Raw genomic sequence first — 21,207 nt, 5'->3', positions numbered from 1 at the left:
ACTTCTCCAGCCGGTCGAGCATGTTGTCGAAACGCCGGAGAGCCTGTGCGGTTCGTCGTCGAGACCGGTGAGCGCAAGGCGTTCGTGCAGGTGCTGTTCGCTGATCGGGCAGGTGGTGTCCGTCATGGCGGCACCCGGTGCGAGCGCCCGGCCGACCAGCTGCGCGTCCGAGCCGAGCAGGAAACCGAAAAACGGAAGGCCGTCCACGCGATCTCGGCCCCGGTCTCGTGACCGCAGCGACATCGTCATGTGCCCGTGGAACAGGTATCCAGGAATGGAACGCGCAACGGTGGCCGCCTTTCGCCGGCCCACCAAGGGAAGTCCCTGTTCGTAGCTGTACACGCAGGTGCAGTCACGTGACGGATACCGCACCCACCAGGGCCGCTCGTACGGTTGAGCAAATCCCCCGAATTCCAAGGAGATCCCATGGATCAAATCACCCTCGGCAATGTCTCCATCACGCGGGTGTGGGAATACTACGGTTCCGTCGAAATGACGCCCGACACCTTCTTCCCGGAAAGCTCGAAGGAAATCTGGGAGAACGGTGCCGACTGGCTTGTCCCGCATTTCCTGGATTCCGAGACCAACATCGTGAATTCGGCGATCCAGACCTGGCTGCTGCGCAGCGAGGGCAGGACGATCCTGGTCGACACCGGCGTGGGCAATCACAAGGAGCGTCCCTACGCCCCGGTCTGGAGCCGCCTCGAAACGGACTTCCTGACCAACCTCGCCCGGGCCGGTGTCCAGCCGGAGGACGTGGACATCGTGATCAACACGCATCTCCACATCGACCACGTCGGCTGGAACACCTACCTGGACGGGCGGCAGTGGGTGCCGACGTTCCCCAACGCCACCTACCTGATGCCGAAGGACGACTTCGACTTCTGGAACCCGGAGAACGGCCACCAGCCGCTGCTCGGCCGCGGCAACCAGAACGTCTTCGAGGACAGCGTGGCTCCGGTGCACCAGGCCGGTCTGACACAGCTGTGGGAGAACAGCCACCGGATCGACGCGAACCTGCGCCTGGACACCGCTCCCGGACACACCCCCGGCTCCTCCGTGCTGACTCTCACCTCCGGCACAAACCGCGCGGTGTTCGTCGGCGACATGCTGCACAGCCCGGTGCAGATCCTGGAGCCGGATGCCAACAGCTGCTTCTGCGAGAACCCCGCCGAAGCCCGCGCCACCCGCCGCAAGGTGCTGGGCTGGGCGGCCGACAACAACGCGCTCGTGATCCCCGCGCACCTGGGCGGGCACGGCGCCACCGAAGTCGTCCGCGAGGGAGGCACCTTCGCCGTCAAGGGTTGGGCGCCCTTCACCCCGTACACCGAGCAGGGCTGAAGCCCGCGGAAAGGCACCAGAGATGAACCACCACCCCGAACCCGTCGTGACCACCGCGCAGGGAGCCGTGCGCGGTCTGCGCCGGGAGGACGGCACCGCCGCCTTCCTGAACATTCCCTACGCCGCCCCGCCCCTGGGCGTCGGCCGCTTCGCGGCGCCCGAGCCGCATGAGCCGTGGGACGGCGTACGGGACGCCACTGTCCCCGGACCCAACGCGCCGCAGTCCGAGCGCAAGCTCGGCAACATCGACATGGCTCCCTACTTCGGCACCGGCTGGAGCCGGGGCGAGGACTACCTCACCGTCAACGTGTGGACGCCCGCGGTTGTACAGAGCGACCTGCCGGTCATGGTGTTCGTGCACGGCGGCGGATTCGTCGCCGGATCGACCCGGTCCGCCATGTACGACGGTTCCGCCTTCGCCCGCGACGGCGTCGTCCTCGTCACGCTCAACTACCGGCTCGGCATCGTCGGTTTCCTGGACCTGCCCGGGGCCCCCGCCAACCGTGGTCTGCTCGACGTCGTCGCCGCGCTGCGCTGGGTGCGGGAGAATATCGCCGCCTTCGGAGGCGACCCGGACAACGTCACGCTCTTCGGCCAGTCGGCCGGGGCCACCGTTGTCGGCGGCGTCCTCGCCACCGCGGAGGCCACGGGTCTGTTCCGCAGGGCGATCGTGCAAAGCGGCAGCGGCCTGGGCGCGTTCAGCACCGAGCAGGCCGCCCACGTCACCGCCGCGGCCGCCGAGGTCCTGGGCGTCGAGCCGCACGTGGACGCCTTCGCGGAGATCTCCGACGAGCGTCTGGTGGAGGCCGCCTCCAAGCTCGCGGGACTCGACCTGCAGACCGCCGAACACCGCGACCCGCTGATCGGCCTCAGCCCCTTCAGCCTGGTCCTCGACACTCAGCCCGCGGCATCCGTCGCCGCCGGCCGCGCCGCCGGCGTCGACCTGCTCGTCGGCACCAACACCGAAGAGGGCAACCTCTACCTGGTTCCGGTGGGCAAGTACGCCACCTCGACCGCAGCCGACGTCGACGAGGCGGCGGCGCGCTCGCACCCGGATCCGGCGCGGCTCGTCGAGACCTACCGTAAGTCCCGCCCCGAGGCCTCCTACGCGGAGCTGCGCTCGGCGATCATGGCCGACGCCCTGTTCGGCGCGGGCACCCGCGCTCTGGCCGGCGCCCATGCCGCTCATCCGCAGTCCGCCACCTACGCGTACGAGTTCGCCTGGCGCTCCCGGGCCCTGGACGGACAGCTCGGCGCCACCCACGCCGTCGAGCTGCCCTTCGTCTTCGACCTCGCGGACCGGCCCGAGCTGAACGGTCCGAACGCCCTGCTCGGCCCCGACAAGCCCGCGGCGGATCTCGCGGGCCGCATGCACGAGACCTGGATCCGGTTCGCCGCCACCGGTGACCCCGGCTGGGACGCCTACGACACCGATCGCAGGGCCACGATGCACATCGACGCCCAGTGGATCCGGATCGACGACCCCCGCAGCCGGGAACGACAGGCCTGGTGCTGACGCCCGCTCCCGCAGGGACTCCTCTGGAGATCGACGCCCTGGCCGTGCCGGACGACTGACACAGCCACCTCGAATACTCCGGCCAGTGGGACCTGGGCAAGTCCTGCGAGACCTTCAACCCGATGGGTCCCTGGCTCGTCACTCCGATCGTGAACACCTGCTCGGTCGCCGCCACCACCGAGGTGGACGCCCATTTGCCGACGGCCATGAGCGTCTGTCGCGAGCCGCGGTGCGCGACCACGGCGGACGTGTTGCCGTGTCGAAGCGGCACCGAACGGTGCAGCGGGTGGGCCCCGCGATGCCTGATGGCGTCACCGCCACCGGATCCGGCCGCACGATGTATCGCATCTATAGCCGACCCGAGTCGCGGGAGGAATCGGTGGGAGCCCCCGCGCCGGCCCGCGGCCTACCGCGTCGGCGGGCGGGGTGCGTCGTCGGGCATGGATTGTTCGGTCCAGATGCATTTTCCGTCGGGGGTGTAGCGGGCGCCCCAGCATTCGGCGAGCATGGCGATCAGTTGCAGCCCTCGGCCGTTCTCGTCGGTCTCGGTCGCGCGGCGGATGCGGGGCATGGTGGCGCTGCCGTCGGTGACTTCGCAGATCAGGGCGCGGCTGCGCAGCAGCCGCAGGGAGACGGGTCCCTTGGCGTGTCGTACGACGTTGCCGAGCAGTTCGCTGACCAGGAGCTCGGTGACGAAGGACAGTTCCTCCAGGTCCCATGCGCACAGTTGGTCGCGGATGTGGTGGCGGGCGGCGCCGGCGGCCTGTGGTTCGGCCGGCAGGCGCCACGTGGCGATGTCCTCGGGGGCGTGTCGGTGGGTGCGGGCGACGAGCAGCACGGTGTCGTCGTCGGTCGGTTGTTGGTCCGGTCCCGTCGTTTTCAGCAGGTCGTCGCAGATGGCGTCGGGGTCGGTCGGTCCGTTGGTCAGGACGGTTCGGAGGCGTTCGGCGAGGTGGGCCATTCCCCGGTCGATGTCCCGCGCGCTGGATTCGACCAGTCCGTCGGTGTAGAGCACAAGGAGAGCACCGTCGGGGAGGGCGAGTTCGGTCGCGTCGAAGGGTGGGGCCGCGGCACCGAGCGGCGGGTTGACGGGCAGGTCGACGAAGCGCACGTGTCCGGTGTCGTCGGCGACTGCGGGTGGTGGGTGGCCCGCGGTGGCGAGGGAGCAGGTGCCGTCGGTGGAGTCGTAGACGGCGCAGAGGCAGGTGGCGTAGAAGTCGTCGCCGAGCCCGCAGACCAGGTCGTTGAGGTGGTGGAGCAGTTCGTCCGGCGGTAGTTCGAGGTCGGCGAGGGTCTGCACGGCGGTGCGCAGTCGACCCATCGTCGCCGCTTCCCTCAGTCCGTGCCCCATGACGTCCCCGATGACCAGGGCCACCCGGTCTCCCGCCAGGGGGATGATGTCGTACCAGTCTCCCCCGACCTCCATTCCCTCGGTGGCGGGCAGGTAGCGGGCCGCCGCGGTGAGGGCCGGAGTCGGGGGAAGAGCACGCGGCAGCAGCCCCTGTTGCAATTGACGGGCCCGGTCGTGCTCGGCGTCGTAGAGCCGGGCGCGCGCGAGGGCTTGGGCGACCAGGGCGCTCAGCGCTGTGCACAGCGTGCGTTCCTCGTGCGCGAACCGGTGCGGCCGACTGTAGGAGATGACGGCGCAGCCGATCACCCGTCCGGAGGCGATCAGTGGCAGGAACGCCCAGGCATTCTTGCCGCTGAGTGCGACGACGTGGTCGAGATTCGGGTAGCGACGCAGGTACTCCTCGGGCGACGAGACGAAGATCGGAACACGATCCCGTTTGGCGTCCATTGCCGGCGGGGTGTCCTCCGTGGGGTGCCCCTCGAACAAATCGATGAACTCCTGCGAGTATCCGGCGGTACCCACCGCGTACACCCGCCCCGCCTCCTCGACCCAGATACCCACCCCGGTCGCGTCCACGAACAGGGGCAGCATGTGGTCGTGTACGACATTCACCACGTCCCGCCCGGTCACCGCGGCGGCGAGGGCCGTGGTCATCGTGGCGATCCGTTCGGTGCGGTCCGCGGCCACCTCTTGCGCTTCGTCCCGCGGGATTCGACCGGAGGGCGGTGGCGACGCCGCCACATCCCGTGCGTGCCGATCGGTGGCGTCACTCACGGTGCCGATCATGTGGTTCGGTGCGCCCTGCCCGTCGAGCGCGCAATGGCCACGAAACTCCACCCGGTGGTAGCCGCCGTCGCGCCGCCGTATCCGGCACGCCACGCTGTAGGCACCGCGCGCACGGGACGCGTCCTCGACACTCTCCAGCACCCGCGGCAGGTCCACCGGGTGGATCAGACGCTGCCAGGCCGTGGCCTCCCATCGCAGTTCATCCGGCTCCACGCCGAATACGGCCGCGGCGGAATCGTCCCAGGCGACCGTGCCCTCGGCCACGTCCCAATCCCACATCGCGACGCGGGCCCGGCCGCCGTCATCCTCCGTACCCCGCCGCTCCTGTGGGCTCCGTCCGTCCGGACTCATCACCTCACCTGCCCGGTCGTGCGTATCGGCGTGGAAACTTTCGATTGATGAAGTCACTTATATGCGTTAAATAGTTCTTTCCTAATAAATAACCCATTTCGTGGACGGGTAATCCGCCCGAACGATCCGCCGTCTCCCGCGTGGTCGCTCCGGAGTCCATCGCGCGGGCACGGTCGGTGTCCCGGCCGGGTCCCGCGGTGTCCGCTTCTCTGCACCGCACCCGGAAGAGTGATGCGGCCTGGTGCGAAGGCTTGGGCTGGGCGAAAAGTAGGTGCGTCAGGCAAGGTGGCGGCGGCAGGATGCCCTGCGTGACCGAGTTGCCGAGCAACGCTGTCCCTCCCCGTGCCGTCCTTGATGCCTTCGGTGCGAAGGGCCCTCGTGTCCCGCTGGTTGGTGGGCGGGGACGAAGCGTTCTCAGTGCCGGTCGTGCCTTCCACGCTGCCTTGCGACAGGTGCCCCGGCCGGATTTCCTGGACCGGCGTACCCATCCTTGGGCCGTGGGCGACCGGGTCGCTTGGGGTGAGCAGGTCGTCGACGTGATCGACGACCTCTCCGCGCCGTTCTCGGCTCTGCTGGAGCTGAGGCGCCCGGTACAGCAGGATGCCGCTCAGCTCATTCACGGCGATCTCACCGGCAATGTGCTCTTCTCCGGGGACGAAGTGCCTGCTGTGATCGACTTTTCGCCGTATTGGCGGCCTCCGGTGTTCGCGGAGGCGATCGTGGTCGCGGACGGTTTGCTGTGGTTCGATCTTCCGTCCGACCTGCTGACCGGTAGCGGTGGTCATCCCGACTGGCAGCAGATGCTGGTTCGTGCACTGATCTTCAGACTCGTCGCGCATAGCGAGAGCGTGGGGGCGTCGGGACGGGCTCGGTCTGGTGAGCGGGAGCGGTATGCAAGGGCGACCGATGTTGTAGTGAAGAAGTCGGCGGCGCTTCAGAGATAGTCCTTCCAGGTCGACGGCAGAGCGGCGGGCCCGTCGTCGGGTCTCCTCGCGCTTGGCGCGGAGGAAGGTGAGCGTGCGTTGGTAGTGCCGGATGACGTCCTCGTCGAAGACGGCGACGTAGCCGCGGGTGGTCTCGATGCCGAGGTGGCCCATCAGAGCCGCGCCGATGTGGATGGGCAGTCCACTGTTCACCGGTTCGATGGCGAAGATCCTCCGGAAGGTCAGTCGTCTGCCTTGAGCCCGGAGGGCTCCTGGGTGGAGGTGTAGTCCGCGACCAGCTTCGCGTCCGTGGCGTGGACGAGCAGGGTGCCGTCGGCGACGACGTTGGCGCACAGGTCGGGATCGTAGTGGTGGTCGGGCAACCTGGGCGGACGGCCGGCGGAGGCGAGAACACGGCGGGTCAGGAGCAGGGGTACGACCATGGGAAACCTCTTGAGTGCGTCGGTGTAGGCGTAGTGGCGGCGGTACGAACCGCCGTGCGGTGCTGAGCTTTGGGGGCGTGATGGCCGAGCCCTCTCCGCCATGGGAACGTGCCCGAGGTGACCTCGGAGTGCCGCTCTGGCTCGGACCCCTCGCGCGGAGCACGCCGATGAGCGTGGGGGCAGGAAGGCCGGGTCGGGAGCAGGGTTCGGGGGCGAAAGGCAATGGTTCGAACCGGGGGACTTCGAACCGGCCGTCACCCCGTTATACGCGGCTTCGTGTTGGCTCGCGGTAACCGATTCGGGTGACGTCCTGGTAACTCACGGGCGCGTAGACCTGGTGTCGCACTTTTCGTCGTCACGGCGGCGACGACGAAAGGTGCGACAGGACCGACAGAGGACTACCGACGGGAGCGGCAGTGATGACGAGGTTCGGACGCGTGGGTTCGGGGCGGCCCTTGATGTTGCGGTTGGTGGTGGGGGTGGTTTTGGCGGGTGGTCTCGCCGTGACGACGGTCGGTTGCGGCGACGACGGCGGCTCGGGGGTGAAGGTTGCCTCGGGTGGCAGCAACGGCGCGGCGAAGTCCGGGGGTGGCGAGGGTGGTTCGGGTTCGGGCAAGGGTGACGACGCGGAACGGCGGGAGCTGATGGTGAAGTTCGCGGGTTGTATGCGTGGGCACGGGGTGGACATGCCCGACCCGGAGCCCGGCGAGGGTGGTGCGATGCGGATCGGGGCGATGCCTGCGGACGAGGGGTCGTCGAAGACCGAGGATGCGATGAAGGCGTGCGAGAGGTTCCGGCCGAAGAGCGACTTCGACCCGAACGATCCCAAGTTCAAGGAGTGGCAGGCCAAACGATCGGCGTGCATGCGCGAGAACGGCGTGAACATGGGCGATGGTCCGGGCGGCGGGATGGTCGCCCTCGACCTGGGCGACGACAAGGTGAAGAAGGCGATGGAACTGTGTGACAAGAAGGTTCCGCCGCTGCCGAAGAAGAAGTAGGGGCGATCTCGTGGGTTCGATCGACACCCCACGGCATTACGAGTACGACGAGGCACCGGCGCGTACCCCGAGCGAACCGGACCACACGCCCTCTCCGCGCGAACGGCGGCGGCGTCGGGGGCGGGTTCTTGCCGCGGTTGTGGTGTTGGCCTCGGCGGGTGGTGCGGGCGCGGTCTTGCTCTCTGACGGCGGTGGCGGTCGACATCGCGCTCGATCAGCCCAAGGACGCGGGCACGTTGGACGGCGCGCCGGTCACCGTCGGGTTCACCGGTAAGGAGAGGAAGGGTGTGCTCACCGTCCCGGTCAACGCGCTGCTCGCTCTGGCCGAGGGCGGCTACGGCGTGGAGGCGGTCGAACCCGACGGCGGTACCCGGCTGTTGAAGGTCGAACTCGGCATGTTCGCGGGCGGCCGGGTCGAGGTCACCGGCGACGGCGTCACCGAGGGACTGAAGGTCGGGGTATCCAAGGCATGAGAAGCACCGCAGAGCACCGGACCGCTTGACACGATCTTAGTTCGTTGCATAGAACTTAGATCATCAGTAGAACGAACTAAGTTCGTGTCGATGTTCCGGAGGTGTGTGATGCGAGTTTCCGTGGTCGGTGCGGGTCTGGGTGGTCTGGCTCTTGCACAGGGTCTGCGTGGTGCCGGGATCGAGGCCGACGTGTTCGAGCGCGACCCGGGGATCGTCGCACGCTTCCAGGGCTACCGGCTCGTGCTGAACCCGATCGGCTTCCAGGCGGTACGCCGATGCCTGCCGACACGCTGGCATCCACTGCTGGACGAGATCGTCATGGACGCCTCCGCCGAGCAGCTGATCCTGGACCCGCGGCTGAACGAGATCGGCAGGCTCGGCGCGGGCCGGACCGGCATCGTGGTCGACCGGCAGGTGCTACGACACCTGTTGCTGACCGGCCTCACCGTGCACACCGATGCCGCGCTGACCGGCTACGACGTGCAGGCCGACGGCAAGGTCCGAGCCCGATTCGCCCGCCGAGACCCCGCCACCGCCGACCTGCTCGTCGGTGCCGACGGCGTCACCTCCGCGGTGCGCGGGGTGTTGTCGCCGCAGACCATCCCGACCGACACCGGCGTCCGGTTCGTCATCGGCCGCACCCCGCTGACCGACGAGTTCGCCGGCCTGTCCAAGGCCTACGGCTCGAAGATCGCGGGTGACGGCGTCAGCCTGCTTCTCGGCGCGATGCGCTTCCGAACCCCGCCGAAGCAGGCCGCCGAGCAACTGGCCCCCGAAGTCACGCTGCCCGACATCGGCGACTATGTGCGCTGGGCCATGATCCTGCCGCCGAACGGCTCGCCGGCGGACCTGACCGTGCAGGACGCCGTGTTGTCCAGGATGCAGGGTTGGCACCCGGAACTGCGTGCGCTGATCGAGCAGGCCGACCCGGACAACAGCACGCTGCTGTCCATCCGGGTGGTCAAGCCCGGCGAGCGCTGGGCGTCCGGCCCGGTCACGCTGCTCGGCGACGCGATCCACGCCACCTCTCCGACCGGCGGCAACGGCGCGAACACCGCGCTGCGCGATGCCGACCTGCTGCGCCGCTGCCTGGTCGAGGCCAACGAGGGCCGCCGGGATCTGCCCGACGCGGTCGACGACTACGAGCGGCAGATGTTCGAGTACGGAGCCGAGGTCGTGCGCAGCAGTCTCGACAAGCTCCCCGCCTTCGCTCCCGAAGCCAAACTGTCCTGAGACCGAGGGAGTCATCTCCGCAGGCCCCTCGGGCGAAGCTCGGCTCGCGTTGGAGCGGGGGTCGCCGGTGCGACGAACGTGTTTGGCCCGCCGTGGGTGAGGATCACCGGGGTTGCGTCCTCGTGTGGTGATCGCGCAGCGGCAGGACCACCAGGGCGGTGTCGTCGGTGGCGCCGTCGGATGGGAGGAGGTCGGCCAGGAGCGCGTCGGCCAGGGGTTCGGGGTCGAGGGCGCGGTGGCCGGCGAGGGAGTGGGCGAGGCGGGCCACGGACGTGTCGATGTCTTCGTCGCGGCGTTCGATCAGGCCGTCGGTGTACAGGACCAGGGTTGCGCCGGTGGGGTAGTCGAGCGCCGCTTGGAGGCGGGGGAGGTGTTCGGGGTGGGCGCCGAGAGGGGGGTCGGTGGCCCGGTCGAGGAGGGTTACCCCTCCGTCGGGGGCGAGGAGGGCGGGAGGCAGGTGTCCCGCGCTGCTGTGGTGGAGGTCGTGGCGTGCGGGGTCGACGATCACCGCGACGGCGGTCGCGTCTTCGGCACCGGGTACCGAGCGTGCGTGCAGCCCGAGCGCCTCCAGGGCGTGGGCGGGTCCGTCGGCGATGCGCAGGGTCGCGGTCAGTGCGCTGCGGAGCCGGCCCATGACGGCTGCGGCCTTGAGGCCGTGCCCGACCACGTCGCCGACCGCGACGGCGGTGCGTCCCTCGGGCAGGTCCACCAGGTCGTACCAGTCGCCGCACACGTTCAGCGCCCCCCTGCGCGGGCCGGTAGCGTACCGCCGCGGCGTGGGGACCGGCGTGCGGCGACGGTGACGGCGCGGGCAGCATCGCGCCCTGCAGGACGAGGGCCACTTCGCGTTCGCGTGCGTAGGCGCCGCGGAGGCGTTCGTTGATGTCCTGGAGTTCACGCGCGTGGTTGTACAGTTCCGCCTCCATGAAGTTCGCGCGCTCGGCGGGGCATTCGTTCTTGGCGCGCAGGAGTTCGGTGACTTCCTCGACGCGGTTCAGGACCCATCGCACCCGGCCGTCGGGGCTGAGGACGGGGACGTTGAGAACGCTCCAGTACCGCTCCTCCCACACGCCGGGCTCGTCGGATCGCTGGGTGTCGTAGCGCTGGATGGCCATCATGTCGCGCTGCCCGCCGGCCGCCCGGCGCAGTGAGGCGGCGAGCCGGTGCGTTCCGAGCGCGTCCTTGCAGGGGTTGTCGGGGAACGCCTCGAAGATGTACCGGCCGACGACTTGTTCGCGTCGGCGTCCCGCCAGGCGCAGGTACCTCGGATTCGCCTCCACATGGATCAGGTCCGGCGTGAGCAGCGCCACCCCGGCCGGCAGCGCCTCGAACACCGCTCGGAAATCCACCGGCGACGGGGGCTTCCCGTCGTGCACGGGCGTTCCCCCGCCCGAACCCGGATCGTCCGTCGAACGTGGGTCGCCCGTCGGTTCGGGCCCTGGTGCTGCCGAACCGGAAGGCGCCGCGGAAGCATCGAACGGCCCCGGGCCGAAACGGTATCCGCGTGATCACGGCGGCGCGGCATCCCCTGTGCCTGTGCCTGTGGCTGTGGGTGGGCCTGCTCGCCATTCCACCGTACGCGTGCGGGACGCGGCGTTCGACGGTTCGTGACCGGATCCACCCGGGCCCTCGGCCGGCGATACTCCCGCGTCGTCCCGTCCCTGTACCGAGGGCACCTGCAGTGGGGTTACACGCACACTGGAATGAGGCAGGAGGTTGGAGGAGGCCATCCCGGCTTCATCTGCCGTGATGGCCCGGGAAGTCCACCGTTGACCCACCGCTGAGAGGGCGTTGCCCACTGTGACAGAGCAAGTCTTGGCCTCCGCCGGGGTGGCGATGCTCGCCGTCTACGTGGTGGACGAGGAGGCGCATGGGCTGCGCCTGACCGAGACGGTCGGAGAGAGTTCCGGCGCCGCGTATGGGCTGTGGCCGTGGTACCCGCTGTCCGGGGGGTCGCCCATCGCCGACGCGTTCCGCGCCGGTCGGCCGCTGTGGCTGTCCTCGGAGGAGATCGCGGCTCCGGACGGCGACGCCATCGTGTCCGCTGCCGGAGCCTCGCTGGGCGCGTTGCCCCTCGACGTGGACGGCAGGCGCCTGGGGTGCCTGGTCGTGGTGGACTGCACGGGTGACGGCTTCGACGCCCGGCGGCGCGGCCTTTTGGAGCTGTACGCAGGCCAGGTCGCCTTGCGTGTCGAAGCCGGGTGCCCGGCGAGCGGCGGCTCCGAATCCGGCGGAGCCCTCGCCGGTGCGTCGGCCGGCTTGACCGAGCACGGTCGAGTGCGACGCGACCTGCCGAGCGGCCTCCCGGGCGTGGCAGCCGCAGGTGGAGCCGTCCACGACGCGGATGCAAACGCGGCGGTCGGCCGAAGACGGCCGGAGAAGCGACTCGCCTCGGCTGCGGATGATGACCGCGCCGGGTCGTTCACCCTGATCCTGAGCACGGGGCGGATCCAGGCGGACGAGCACGTGCTCGACCTGGTCGGTATCGCTCCCGATGACTTCGACGGTCGGGTGGAGACTCTGTTGGCGCGCACCGTCCCGGAAGACCTGCCCGCACTCATGTCGGTCGTCGAGCCGGGGAATGCGATGCCGGGCGGTCGGGAGTTGGAGTTTCGCATCCGCCGGTCCACGGGCGAACTGCGGTGGTTGCGGCTGCGCTGTCGGGCGCTGCTGGACCCCTCGGGCCGGCCGGAAAGGCTGCTGGGCGTGCTCGTGGATGCCTCCCACCTGCGGTCGAGCACCGATGAGGTCTCCATGGTGCAGCGGCTGTCCGCCCTGCTGGCGACCGCGCTTGCCGTGCGGGATGTCGGTCGGAGCCTGGTGAGCGCACTTCGAGAGCCGCTGGGGGCCGACCGGCTGGCGCTGTCGCAACTGCACGCCGGCCGGCTGGTCGTCACCTTGCTGGACCCGCCGGAGCCGACGGCGTGGCCGGAGAACTGGCGCAGCGAGTGGCGGCTGGAGCGGCCCGACACGCTGACCGGTGCCCTGCCGACGTTGACGGCCGCGCTCCGCGCCGGCACCACATGCCTGTGGGCGACCAGTACCGGCCTTGAGCCCGGCCTCGACGAACTCGGCCGCGGTGGTCTCGCCATACTGCCCTTGCCGTACGGCAACCGAGTGGTCGGCCTGTGCCTGCTGGGCTGGGACAAGCCGCACCCGTTCGGCATAGAGGAGCGCTCCCTGTTGACCGCCACCGCGGGTCTGGTGGGGCAGGCCCTCGTACGCGCCCGGGCGTTCGATGCCGAGCACGAACTCGCCGCGATGCTCCAGCGCAGCCTGTTGCCCCGCAAGCTCCCGTCGCTGCCCGGCTGCGTGACCGTCGCGCGCTATCTACCGGCGACCGCGGGCCTCGCGGTGGGTGGCGACTGGTACGACGTCATTCCGCTGTCGGACCGATTCGTCGCGCTGGTCATCGGCGACGTGCAGGGGCACAGCGCCGAAGCCGCCACGGTGATGGGCCAGATCCGCACCGCGATCCGTGCCTACGCGGTCGAGGGCCACCCGCCCGACGTGGTCGTCTCGCACACGAACCGCCTGCTGGTCGGCATGGAGACCGACGCCTTCGCCACCTGCTGCTATGTGGCTCTGGACACGGAGGAGGGCGACGCCTGGTTCGTGCGGGCCGGGCACATGCTGCCGGTCGTGCGCGAGCCGGACGGCACGACTCGGGAGGTGGAGACCGAGGGTGGGCCCCCGCTCGGGGTGCTCCCGGACGCGGAGTTCCCGCTGACCATGGCTCCGCTGTCCCCGGGGTCGGTGCTCACGCTGCTCACCGACGGTCTGGTCGAGTCCTCCAAGCTCCTGCTGGAGGACGGTGTCCGGCGGGTCTGCGAAACGCTCTCGGCGGCGGATCCGTCCGACGTGGACCGGATGGCCGACGAGCTGATCCGCGGCGCCGAGGCCCGCGACGACGACGTGGCGCTGTTGCTCATGCGCTACGACGGGCTGACCGCGCGTCCGCGGCGCGCCGGCTGGACGGTGTGGCGGCTACCCGACGCGGTCATGCACGCGCGCCGCTTCACCGCGCGCACGATGCGTGCCTGGCAGGTGACCGAGGAGACCGACGCGATCCTGCTCATCGTTTCCGAACTGGTCACCAACGCCATCGCGCACACGCAGGGCGAGGTACGCCTCGACCTCACGCTCGCAGGCGATCGCCTCCGGGTCGCGGTGAGCGACTCCTCGCCGCGCACACCCGTCAAGCCGGCCAGCGTCGACTGGGAGGTGACCGGGGGGCGGGGTCTGTTGCTGGTCGAGGCGATGTCGGAGGCATGGGGCTCGGTGCCGCTGAGCGGCGGCAAGCAGGTGTGGGGGGAGGTACTGCTTTCGCCACAGGGGGTGTGAGGCGCGACGGATTCGAACGGCCTGCCACAGCGCGGCGGAGTATGGTCGGATGAGGTGTCCTGATGTTCCTCTGGATGGCTGCCATGATCCGACGACCCGGCCCCGTGGGAGGCACCGTCGGGCGTGCCGTCCTGGCCGCCGCGGTGGCGTCCCTCGTCGCCGGTGTGGTCGCGTGCGGCGCGTTGCAACCCGCCGCGACACCCGGCGGGGGTGACCCGAACACGAGGGGCTTCGCCATCGGCCTGCTGCTTCCCGACACCCACACCGCGCGCTGGGCCGCCTCCGACAAGCCCCTGATCCAGGCGAAGGTGGGGGAGCTGTGCCCCGACTGTGTGGTCAAGTACGCCAACGCCTCGGGGGATGTGGCCACCCAGCAGCAGCAGATGGATTCCATGATCGCCAACGGGGTACGAGCCATGATCCTCGACCCGGTCGACTACAAGGCGCTGCGCCCCTCGATCACACGGGCGCATGACGCGGGCATCCCGGTGGTCTCGTACGACCGCCTCGCGGAAGGTCCCATCTCGGCGTACTCCGGCTACGACTCGGAGCAAATCGGCAGGCTCCAGGCCGAGGCACTGCTCACGGCGATGGGGCACGGGACGCACGAACCGCGGATCGTGATGATGAACGGCGACCCCACCGACCCGAACACCGCAGCTCTACAGAAGGGTGCGCTCTCCGCCTTCGAGGGCAGGGCGAAGATCGTCAAGTCGTACTACACCGGCGGGTGGATACCGCAGAACGCCTTCACCAACATGTCCGCCGCCATCGCCGATGTGGGCCCGGACCGTCTCGACGGCGTCTACTCGGCCAACGACGGCCTCGCCTTCGGCGTCCTCACCGCCCTCAAGGCCGCCGACGTCAAGTCGTTGCCCCCCATCACGGGCCAGGACGCCAATCGCGAAGCCGTGCAGCGGATCGTCGCGGGCCGGCAGTACGTCACCGTCTACAAATCCTTCGTCTCCGAAGCCGGGGCCGCCGTCGAGATGGCACTCGCCCTGGGCCGCGGCGCGTCCATCGACGCCATCGCGAAGGACCGCGTCGGCAACGACACCAGCAACGCGATACCCGCCGTTCTGGGTCCCCTGACGCCCGTGACCGTCGACACCATCGCGAGCACCCTCGTCAAGGACGGGGTGTACACGATCGCGCAGATCTGCACCCCGGATCTCCGGGCCGCCTGCCAAAAGGCGGGACTCACCACCTAGTCGCCACCGGTCGCGGCGAAGGAGATGGTCCACGTGACAACGACGCCGCTGCTGGCCCTGCGCGGCATCTGCAAACGATTCGGCGCCCTCCACGCGCTCACGCGCGTCGAACTGGAGATCAACGCCGGGGAAGTCGTCGCCCTGGTGGGCGACAACGGAGCCGGCAAGAGCACCCTCGTCAAGGTGATCACCGGCGCCGGCCCGGCCGACGAGGGTGTCATCGAGTGGAACGGTCGGCCGGTGCGGATCGCCCGGCCCCGCGATGCCCAGTCGCTGGGCATCGCGAGCGTCTACCAGGAACTGGCCCTGTGCGAGAGCCTCGACGTGGTCGGCAACCTCTTCCTGGGTCACGAGATCTGCCGGGCGGGCGTGCTCGACGAGGTGGCGATGGAGCGCCGCGCGAGGGAGCTCGACCTGCTGGACGTGCTGTCCGTCAGCATCCCCAGGACGAGGGTGCCGGTGGCCTCGCTCTCCGCAGGGCAGCGGCAGGCTGTCGCGATAGCCCGGACGCTGCTGAGCGAGCCCAAGGTCCTGATCCTCGACGAGCCCACCGCGGCGCTGGGCGTGGGGCAGACCGCGCGCTTCCTCGATCTGATCGAGCGGTTGCGGGAACGCGGACTGGGTGTCCTGCTGATCAGCCACAACCTCGGCGACGTCAAGGCCGTCGCGGACCACGTCGCGGTGTTGCGCCTCGGCCGCAACAACGGGTTCTTCGACGTGTTGACCACATCGCAGGAGCAGATCGTCTCGTCCATCACCGGCGCCACGGACAACGCCGTGACCCATCGGAAGACGCAGCCGTGGGAGGCGACGCTGTGACCGGTACGAAGACATCGGGCGACATCGGTCGCAACAGGGCCGGGGCCGTCACCGATCGGCCCGGTGCTCGCGACCCGAGGACCGGGGATCGCCCATCCGGCCCGAAGGGCTACGCGAGCGACTTCGTCCTCAGGCTGCGCAACGGTGAACTCGGCTCGGTTCCCGGTGTGTGCGCGGTCATCGTGATCTGGACGACCTTCCAACTCCTGGACAACCACTTCCTGTCCCCGCGTAATCTCTCCAACCTCAGCGTGGACATCGTTGGCACGGGGCTGATCGCGGTCGGGCTCGTCTTCGTTCTGCTGCTCGGCGAGATCGACCTGTCGGTGGGTGCGGTCAGCGGACTCGCGGCGGCGGTGTTCGCCGTGATGAACGTCAACAGTGGCATGCCCGAATGGTTGGCGGCCGTCACCGCTGCCCTCGTCGGAGGCGGGATCGGTGCCCTTCAGGGGTTCTTCTTCGCCAGGGTCGGCGTACCCGCCTTCGTTGTCACGCTGGCCGGACTGCTGGTCTGGAACGGCCTGATGCTCTACGTCCTGGGCGCCAACGGCACCATCAACCTGCACTCCGACGGCTTCGTCTCGGCCCTGACCGAACGCTATTTCCACGATGAGGCCGTCGCGTACGGGCTCGCGGCGATCGGAGCGGCCGGGTACTTCCTCGCGTCGTACCACGACGAGCGACGCCGCAGGGCGGCCCGGGTCTCGTCCCGCTCGCTCGGCGGGATTGCCGTGCGTACCGGCACCGTGGCGGTGATCGGCTTCGCGGCGGCGTACGTGCTGAACCAGTTCGAGGGCCTGCCCTTCGCCCTGCTGATTTTCCTGCTCTTCGTCGTCGGGCTGGACTTCGTCCTGCGGCGCACCAGATATGGGCGAAAGATCTTCGCGATCGGAGGTGGGGTCGAGGCGGCCCGCCTCGCCGGTATCAACGTGGTGTGGATCCGCGCCTCGGCGTTCGCGGTCTCCGGGACGCTGGCCGCGTTCGGCGGGCTGTTCCTCGCCTCGCGCGTCGCCTCGGTGGGACAGACCTCGGGCTCCACCAACCTACTGATCGACGCCATCGCGGCGGCCGTCATCGGTGGCGTCAGCCTCTTCGGTGGACGCGGCACACCCTGGTCCGCGCTGCTCGGTGTGCTGGTCGTGCAATCGATCGCCTCGGGGATGGTGCTCATCGGCATCCAGACGTCGGTGCAGTCGATGATCACCGGTGGCGTGCTGCTCGCCGCGGTGGTCCTCGACTCGCTCTCCCGCCACTCCCGGAAGTCGCACGGTGTGGTGCGGTAGTCGTACGTGGTTCGGCCGGGCCCGTCGCGAGGCCGAGTCGGCTGCCGACGCCGAGCAGGCCGAGCATGAACAGATTGTCGGCCCAGGTCTGTCCGGCCCAGCCCGGTGTCGGCCGTTCACGCGTCGAGTGCCTGTTCGGTCCAGATGCACTTGCCGGTGAGGGTGTAGCGCGTTCCCCATCGTTGGGCCATGGCGGCGACGAGTTGGAGGCCGCGTCCACCCTCGTCCGTCGCGCGGGCGTGTCGGATATGGGGCGTGGTCAGACTGCCGTCGGTGACCTCGCAGATGAGGGTGCGGCTGCGCAGCAGGCGCAACTGGATCGGACCCGTTGCATGGCGGATGACGTTGCCGACGAGTTCGCTGACGATGAGTTCGGTGGCCATTTCCAGTTCCTCGCCCAAATGCCAGATCCGGAACTGCTCGTGGACGTGGTGCCGGGCTTGGCCCGCGGCCGTGGGGTCTTCGGGGAGGGCCCAGGTGGCGATGTCACTCGGCGAAAGGGAACGGGTGCGGGCGACGAGGAGGGCGGTGTCGTCGGTGGTGTGGCGGTGCGCCGGCAGCAGGGCGGTGGTGACGGCGTCGCACAGCCGGTCGGGTTCTTGTTGGGCCGGCCCGTCACGGTCGGCGAGAGCGGCGGCGACGGTCTCGGTGAGGTGACGCAGGCCCTTGTCGATGTTGAGACCCGGGGTCTCCACGAGACCGTCGGTGTAGAGGACGACGAAGCTGCCGTCGGGCAGGGACACGTCGTGGACGCCGAAGGGCGGGGCGGCGATCCCGAGTGGCGGGTCGGGATCGAACGTCAGCAGGGACGCGGTGCCGTCGCGGTGGGCGACCACGGGCGGGAGATGTCCGGCGTTGGCGTACGTGAGGATCTGAGTGGTCGGGTCGTAGACGCCGTACAGACAGGTGACGAAGGACTCCTCCCCGAGTTCGCCGACGATGTCGTCGAGTCGGGTCAGGACGTCGTCCGGAGGCAGTTCGAGGTCGGAGAGCGTGCGCACGGCGGTGCGCAGGCGGCCCATGGTGGCGGCCTCGGGCATGCCGTGGCCCATGACGTCGCCGATGACCAGAGCCACACGGTCGCCGGACAGCGGAATGATGTCGTACCAGTCGCCGCCGATGTCCGCACCGTGTCCGGCGGGCAGATATCGGGCGGCGGCGGTGATTGCGGGGAGCGGCGGCAGGGCCCGGGGCAGGAGGGCATTCTGGAGGTCACGGGCGCGAGTCGTGGCCACGTCGTACTGGCGGGCCCGCTCGAGCGTGTGGGCGAGTTGGCCGCCGAACACGGTCAGCAGACTCCGTTCGTCCCCGGTGAGATGTCGCGGCTGGTCGAAGGAGACGACGACCACACCGATCTCGCGGCCCGAGACGATCAACGGAAGGAAGACCCAGGCCTGTTTCCCTTCGGTGACCGGGCAGTCCACCAGCCCGGGATGGTCGGCGGCGAGGTCGTCGGGTGAGTCGATGAACTTCGGTGCGCGGGTGCGCAGAACCTCTCCCAGAGGTGTGGTGGCGACGACCGGCATGCCGTGGAGGCGATCGAGGAGCGCCGGCGGATAGCCGACGGAGCCGACAAGGTCCAGTCGCTCGTTCCCCAGGGCGAGGATGACCAGTCCGGTCGCGTGCAGGGGAGGAAGGACGCTCTCGGCCACGGCGGCGGTCACGTCCCGGGTGGTGGTCGCCTCGGCGAGTGCTCGGGTCAGTCGGGTCATGACGGCGGCGCGCTCGGCGGCGGCGCGTTCGGCGGCGGCGCGCTCCGCTTCGCGCAGGCGTCTTTCGGTGACATCCGTGATGTAGAAGGTGAGTCCGTCGGCCAGGGGGACCAGTCGTAGGTGGTACCAGCGATCGGTGCCCGGCCACGGCACCTCGAACCCGTCGGGGACCCCCGTGGCGACGGCTCGGCGGGAGCGCTCCTCCAGCAGGGGCACCTTCCGCACGACGGGGACGCCCCACAACGACCGCCCCACCAGGTCGCGCGGCCGGCCGAACAGACGCTCGGCGGCCACGTTGACGAATCCGATCCGCCCGTCGCGGTCCACGGACAGGAAACCGTCACTCATGTGTGCCAGGGCACGCCCCACCGATTCCAGCGCGGCATGGGTCTCGGTGGTGTAGGACATGGTGCCGACCAGCCGGGTCGGCTCGCTGCCCCGGTTCGAGACCGCCCGGCCGCGGAAGCGCACCCAGGCATACGTCCCGTCCGAGCGGCGGACCCGGTACTCGCTGTCCGCCCGACCACGGGTCCTGAGCGCCTGTTCGACGTCTCCCACAACCCAGGGGAGGTCATCGGGATGGACGTAGTCGTCGAAGGTCGAGAGCCGTCCGTCGAATGTCTCGCGCTCGATGCCGATGGCGTCGAGCAACCGCTCGTCGAGGACGACCTCGTTCGCCTGCACATCGAATTCGAACTCGAATTCGGTGGAGGTCACATCGGGGCCCTGTCCGGGAGCGCGCTCCGGCGGCGTCCCCAGCAGAGTGCGGGAGACGGTGTCCGGCGTGGGCGGGGCCAGGCGCAGCCGTTCCGCCGCCCACCGGGCCACCTCCCGAAGAAACGTTCGTTGCCCGACGGAGAGCGCGTCGGTCACCGGTAGCAGCACCGACAGGACGCCGAGCGGTCCGTCCGGTCCGGACAGCGGTATGGCTGCCATCGCGGAGCGCGCCGAGAGGTCCGCGGCGGGCGACGGGTGAGGCGGGTCCCAGGGGTTGCGTTCGGGGCGGTGCGCGGTGGGCGCGAACGCGAACTCGCCGGTTCGGAAGGCGCGCGCCGGAACCACCGAATCGGTGACGCGGATGTCCTCCCAGTTGCGGGTGACGGCCCGGGGCAGTCCGCTGCTCGCGATCAGGTGCAAGCCCCGGGAGGCGCTTGCGCTCAGGTGTCCCATGGCGCCGAATCCACCGAGCGCCGCGGTCGCGTGCTGCGCCGCGGCGGTCAACACGTCGGTGTCCGTCGCCTGGTCGTCCAAAGCCGTGAGCAGGCACAATCTGTCGGTTCGTGCCGTCCCCGCCGTCCCCGTCCCCGTCCTGCTTCCCGGGCCCGAGGGGCTGCCAGGACCCGCGGTCGGGCCGGCCTTTCCGTCGGATCCGTGTTGCACGGCTCGGCTCCTTCAACACCTGATATGCATGATTCCCAGGAGAAAAATATCACATTAGTGTCTATTTATTGATTTTATAGGTAGTTATCCGTATTGCCGCTTGGCTGAAACCTCCCACAGGAAAGGCCGCCGGGGGCGGATGCGCGATCGGGCGCCGGCGCCGCAGGACGGCATGAACGGGACAGGCCCTGTGCCTAGGGTTCCCTGCGGTACAGCCACACCCCGATCGGCGCGAACACGGCGATGATCGCCGCATCCCACGCCAACGCCTGCCAGACGTCGGTGGCGGTCGGGCCACCGAGTACGAGGGCGCGTACCGCGTCGGCGTTGCGTGAGACCGGTTGATGCTCCGCGAAGGCTTGCAGCCAGCCGGGCATGGTTTGCACCGGGACGAACGCCGACGACGCGAACACCAGGGGAGCGAGCACGGGGAAGGCCGCGGCCTGGGCGGTCTCCGGATCGCCGACCGCCATACCGACGACCGCGAAGATCCACGACATCGCGAAGCCGAAGGCCAGGACCAGGAGGATGGCCCCGAGGAACGCGGACACCCCGGCGTGGATCCGGAATCCGATGGCGAAGCCCACCGCGGCCATCAGCGCCACGACGAAGACGTTCCTGGCGAGATCGGCGGTGGTGCGGCCGACGAGTACCGCGGAGCGGGCCATGGGCAGGGACCTGAACCGCTCCATCAGGCCGGTGTCCATGTCGGTGGCCAGGCCGATCGCGGTGTTCATGGCGCCGAACACCGCGGTTTGCACGAAGATGCCCGGGATCAGGAAGTCGACGTACGCGATCCCGTGCAGGGCCGGTTGCACGACGCCGCCGAATACGTACCGGAACATCAGCACGAAGACCAGCGGCTGGATGGTGGAGAAGATCAGCAGACGCGGCACGCGGCGCAGGGCGATCAGGTTCCGCCATGCGACGGCGAGTCCGTCCTGTGCGGCACGCACGAGGGGTGGCGCGCCGCGCGCAGCCGGCGGCGAGGGTCCCCATTGCCGGCCGCGCCGGGCGGCATACGTCGGGGACCCGCCCGGCCC

At 69.5% G+C, this 21,207-nt stretch carries 15 protein-coding genes and 1 pseudogene; 11 read left to right on the top strand and 5 right to left on the bottom strand.

All coding sequences use genetic code 11. The features are described from left to right. Positions 1 to 45: 45 nt before the first annotated feature. From ACFXKZ_RS31785 to ACFXKZ_RS31775, 3 genes are all read left to right on the top strand, one after another. Positions 46 to 231, top strand: coding sequence for a hypothetical protein (locus ACFXKZ_RS31785; protein ID WP_380004873.1), 186 nt, complete (start codon positions 46 to 48; stop codon positions 229 to 231). 195 nt (positions 232 to 426) lie between these two features. Further along, a complete protein-coding gene (locus ACFXKZ_RS31780; protein ID WP_380004870.1) occupies positions 427 to 1,341 on the top strand; it encodes an MBL fold metallo-hydrolase in 915 nt (304 codons plus the stop codon). A 22-nt stretch (positions 1,342 to 1,363) separates the two neighbouring features. Continuing rightward, a complete protein-coding gene (locus ACFXKZ_RS31775) occupies positions 1,364 to 2,857 on the top strand; it encodes a carboxylesterase/lipase family protein (protein ID WP_380004868.1) in 1,494 nt (497 codons plus the stop codon). A gap of 406 nt (positions 2,858 to 3,263) precedes the next feature. Here the strand turns inward: ACFXKZ_RS31775 and ACFXKZ_RS31770 are convergent, their stop codons facing one another. Beyond that, positions 3,264 to 5,345 carry a SpoIIE family protein phosphatase gene (locus ACFXKZ_RS31770; RefSeq protein ID WP_380004866.1) on the bottom strand — a complete coding sequence of 694 codons (2,082 nt, stop codon included), beginning with the start codon at positions 5,343 to 5,345 and terminating at the stop codon, positions 3,264 to 3,266. Between the two features lie 497 nt (positions 5,346 to 5,842). On the opposite strand from ACFXKZ_RS31770, the gene ACFXKZ_RS31765 reads away from it, so the two are divergent. Beyond that, the gene (locus ACFXKZ_RS31765) at positions 5,843 to 6,289 is read left to right on the top strand and encodes a hypothetical protein (protein ID WP_380004864.1); all 447 of its coding nucleotides are present in this window, start codon (positions 5,843 to 5,845) and stop codon (positions 6,287 to 6,289) included. A gap of 221 nt (positions 6,290 to 6,510) precedes the next feature. Here the strand turns inward: ACFXKZ_RS31765 and ACFXKZ_RS31760 are convergent, their stop codons facing one another. After that, positions 6,511 to 6,711 carry a hypothetical protein gene (locus ACFXKZ_RS31760; RefSeq protein ID WP_380004862.1) on the bottom strand — a complete coding sequence of 67 codons (201 nt, stop codon included), beginning with the start codon at positions 6,709 to 6,711 and terminating at the stop codon, positions 6,511 to 6,513. Positions 6,712 to 7,130: 419 nt separating this feature from the next. Between ACFXKZ_RS31760 and ACFXKZ_RS31755 the strand changes: the two genes are divergently transcribed. The 3 genes from ACFXKZ_RS31755 to ACFXKZ_RS31745 all read left to right on the top strand — a co-directional run bounded on the left by ACFXKZ_RS31755 (position 7,131) and on the right by ACFXKZ_RS31745 (position 9,415). Further along, positions 7,131 to 7,709, top strand: a complete 579-nt coding sequence (locus ACFXKZ_RS31755; RefSeq protein ID WP_380004860.1) for a hypothetical protein — start codon at positions 7,131 to 7,133, stop codon at positions 7,707 to 7,709. A 191-nt stretch (positions 7,710 to 7,900) separates the two neighbouring features. Then, positions 7,901 to 8,182: a hypothetical protein gene (locus ACFXKZ_RS31750; protein WP_380004858.1), complete on the top strand. Its 282-nt coding sequence runs from the start codon at positions 7,901 to 7,903 to the stop codon at positions 8,180 to 8,182. 108 nt (positions 8,183 to 8,290) lie between these two features. After that, positions 8,291 to 9,415: an FAD-dependent oxidoreductase gene (locus tag ACFXKZ_RS31745; protein WP_380004855.1), complete on the top strand. Its 1,125-nt coding sequence runs from the start codon at positions 8,291 to 8,293 to the stop codon at positions 9,413 to 9,415. Positions 9,416 to 9,518: 103 nt separating this feature from the next. Here the strand turns inward: ACFXKZ_RS31745 and ACFXKZ_RS31740 are convergent. Beyond that, positions 9,519 to 10,791: pseudogene (locus ACFXKZ_RS31740) on the bottom strand (PP2C family protein-serine/threonine phosphatase). Between the two features lie 415 nt (positions 10,792 to 11,206). Between ACFXKZ_RS31740 and ACFXKZ_RS31735 the strand changes: the two are divergent. The 4 genes from ACFXKZ_RS31735 to ACFXKZ_RS31720 all read left to right on the top strand — a co-directional run bounded on the left by ACFXKZ_RS31735 (position 11,207) and on the right by ACFXKZ_RS31720 (position 17,072). Next, entirely contained in the window at positions 11,207 to 13,759 is a 2,553-nt protein-coding gene (locus ACFXKZ_RS31735) for a SpoIIE family protein phosphatase (protein ID WP_380004853.1), read from the top strand. Positions 13,760 to 13,842: 83 nt separating this feature from the next. After that, positions 13,843 to 14,970, top strand: coding sequence for a substrate-binding domain-containing protein (locus ACFXKZ_RS31730; RefSeq protein ID WP_380005026.1), 1,128 nt, complete (start codon positions 13,843 to 13,845; stop codon positions 14,968 to 14,970). A 24-nt stretch (positions 14,971 to 14,994) separates the two neighbouring features. Continuing rightward, positions 14,995 to 15,789: an ATP-binding cassette domain-containing protein gene (locus ACFXKZ_RS31725; RefSeq protein WP_380004851.1), complete on the top strand. Its 795-nt coding sequence runs from the start codon at positions 14,995 to 14,997 to the stop codon at positions 15,787 to 15,789. Continuing rightward, positions 15,786 to 17,072: a sugar ABC transporter permease gene (locus tag ACFXKZ_RS31720; RefSeq protein ID WP_380004849.1), complete on the top strand. Its 1,287-nt coding sequence runs from the start codon at positions 15,786 to 15,788 to the stop codon at positions 17,070 to 17,072. The genes ACFXKZ_RS31725 and ACFXKZ_RS31720 overlap by 4 nt, the downstream gene beginning before the upstream one ends. Before the next feature lie 116 nt (positions 17,073 to 17,188). On the opposite strand, the gene ACFXKZ_RS31715 is transcribed toward ACFXKZ_RS31720, so the two are convergent. Then, positions 17,189 to 20,035, bottom strand: coding sequence for a SpoIIE family protein phosphatase (locus ACFXKZ_RS31715; RefSeq protein WP_380004847.1), 2,847 nt, complete (start codon positions 20,033 to 20,035; stop codon positions 17,189 to 17,191). Positions 20,036 to 20,358: 323 nt separating this feature from the next. After that, complete coding sequence (locus ACFXKZ_RS31710; RefSeq protein WP_380004845.1) at positions 20,359 to 21,120, bottom strand: ABC transporter permease; 762 nt, start codon at positions 21,118 to 21,120, stop codon at positions 20,359 to 20,361. Between the last annotated feature and the right edge of the window lie 87 nt (positions 21,121 to 21,207).

Source organism: Embleya sp. NPDC059237 (genome assembly GCF_042754105.1).
Taxonomy (GTDB): domain Bacteria; phylum Actinomycetota; class Actinomycetes; order Streptomycetales; family Streptomycetaceae; genus Embleya.
Note: the sequence above shows the minus strand (reverse complement) of the source record. Positions and strands in the feature narration are given on the sequence as shown.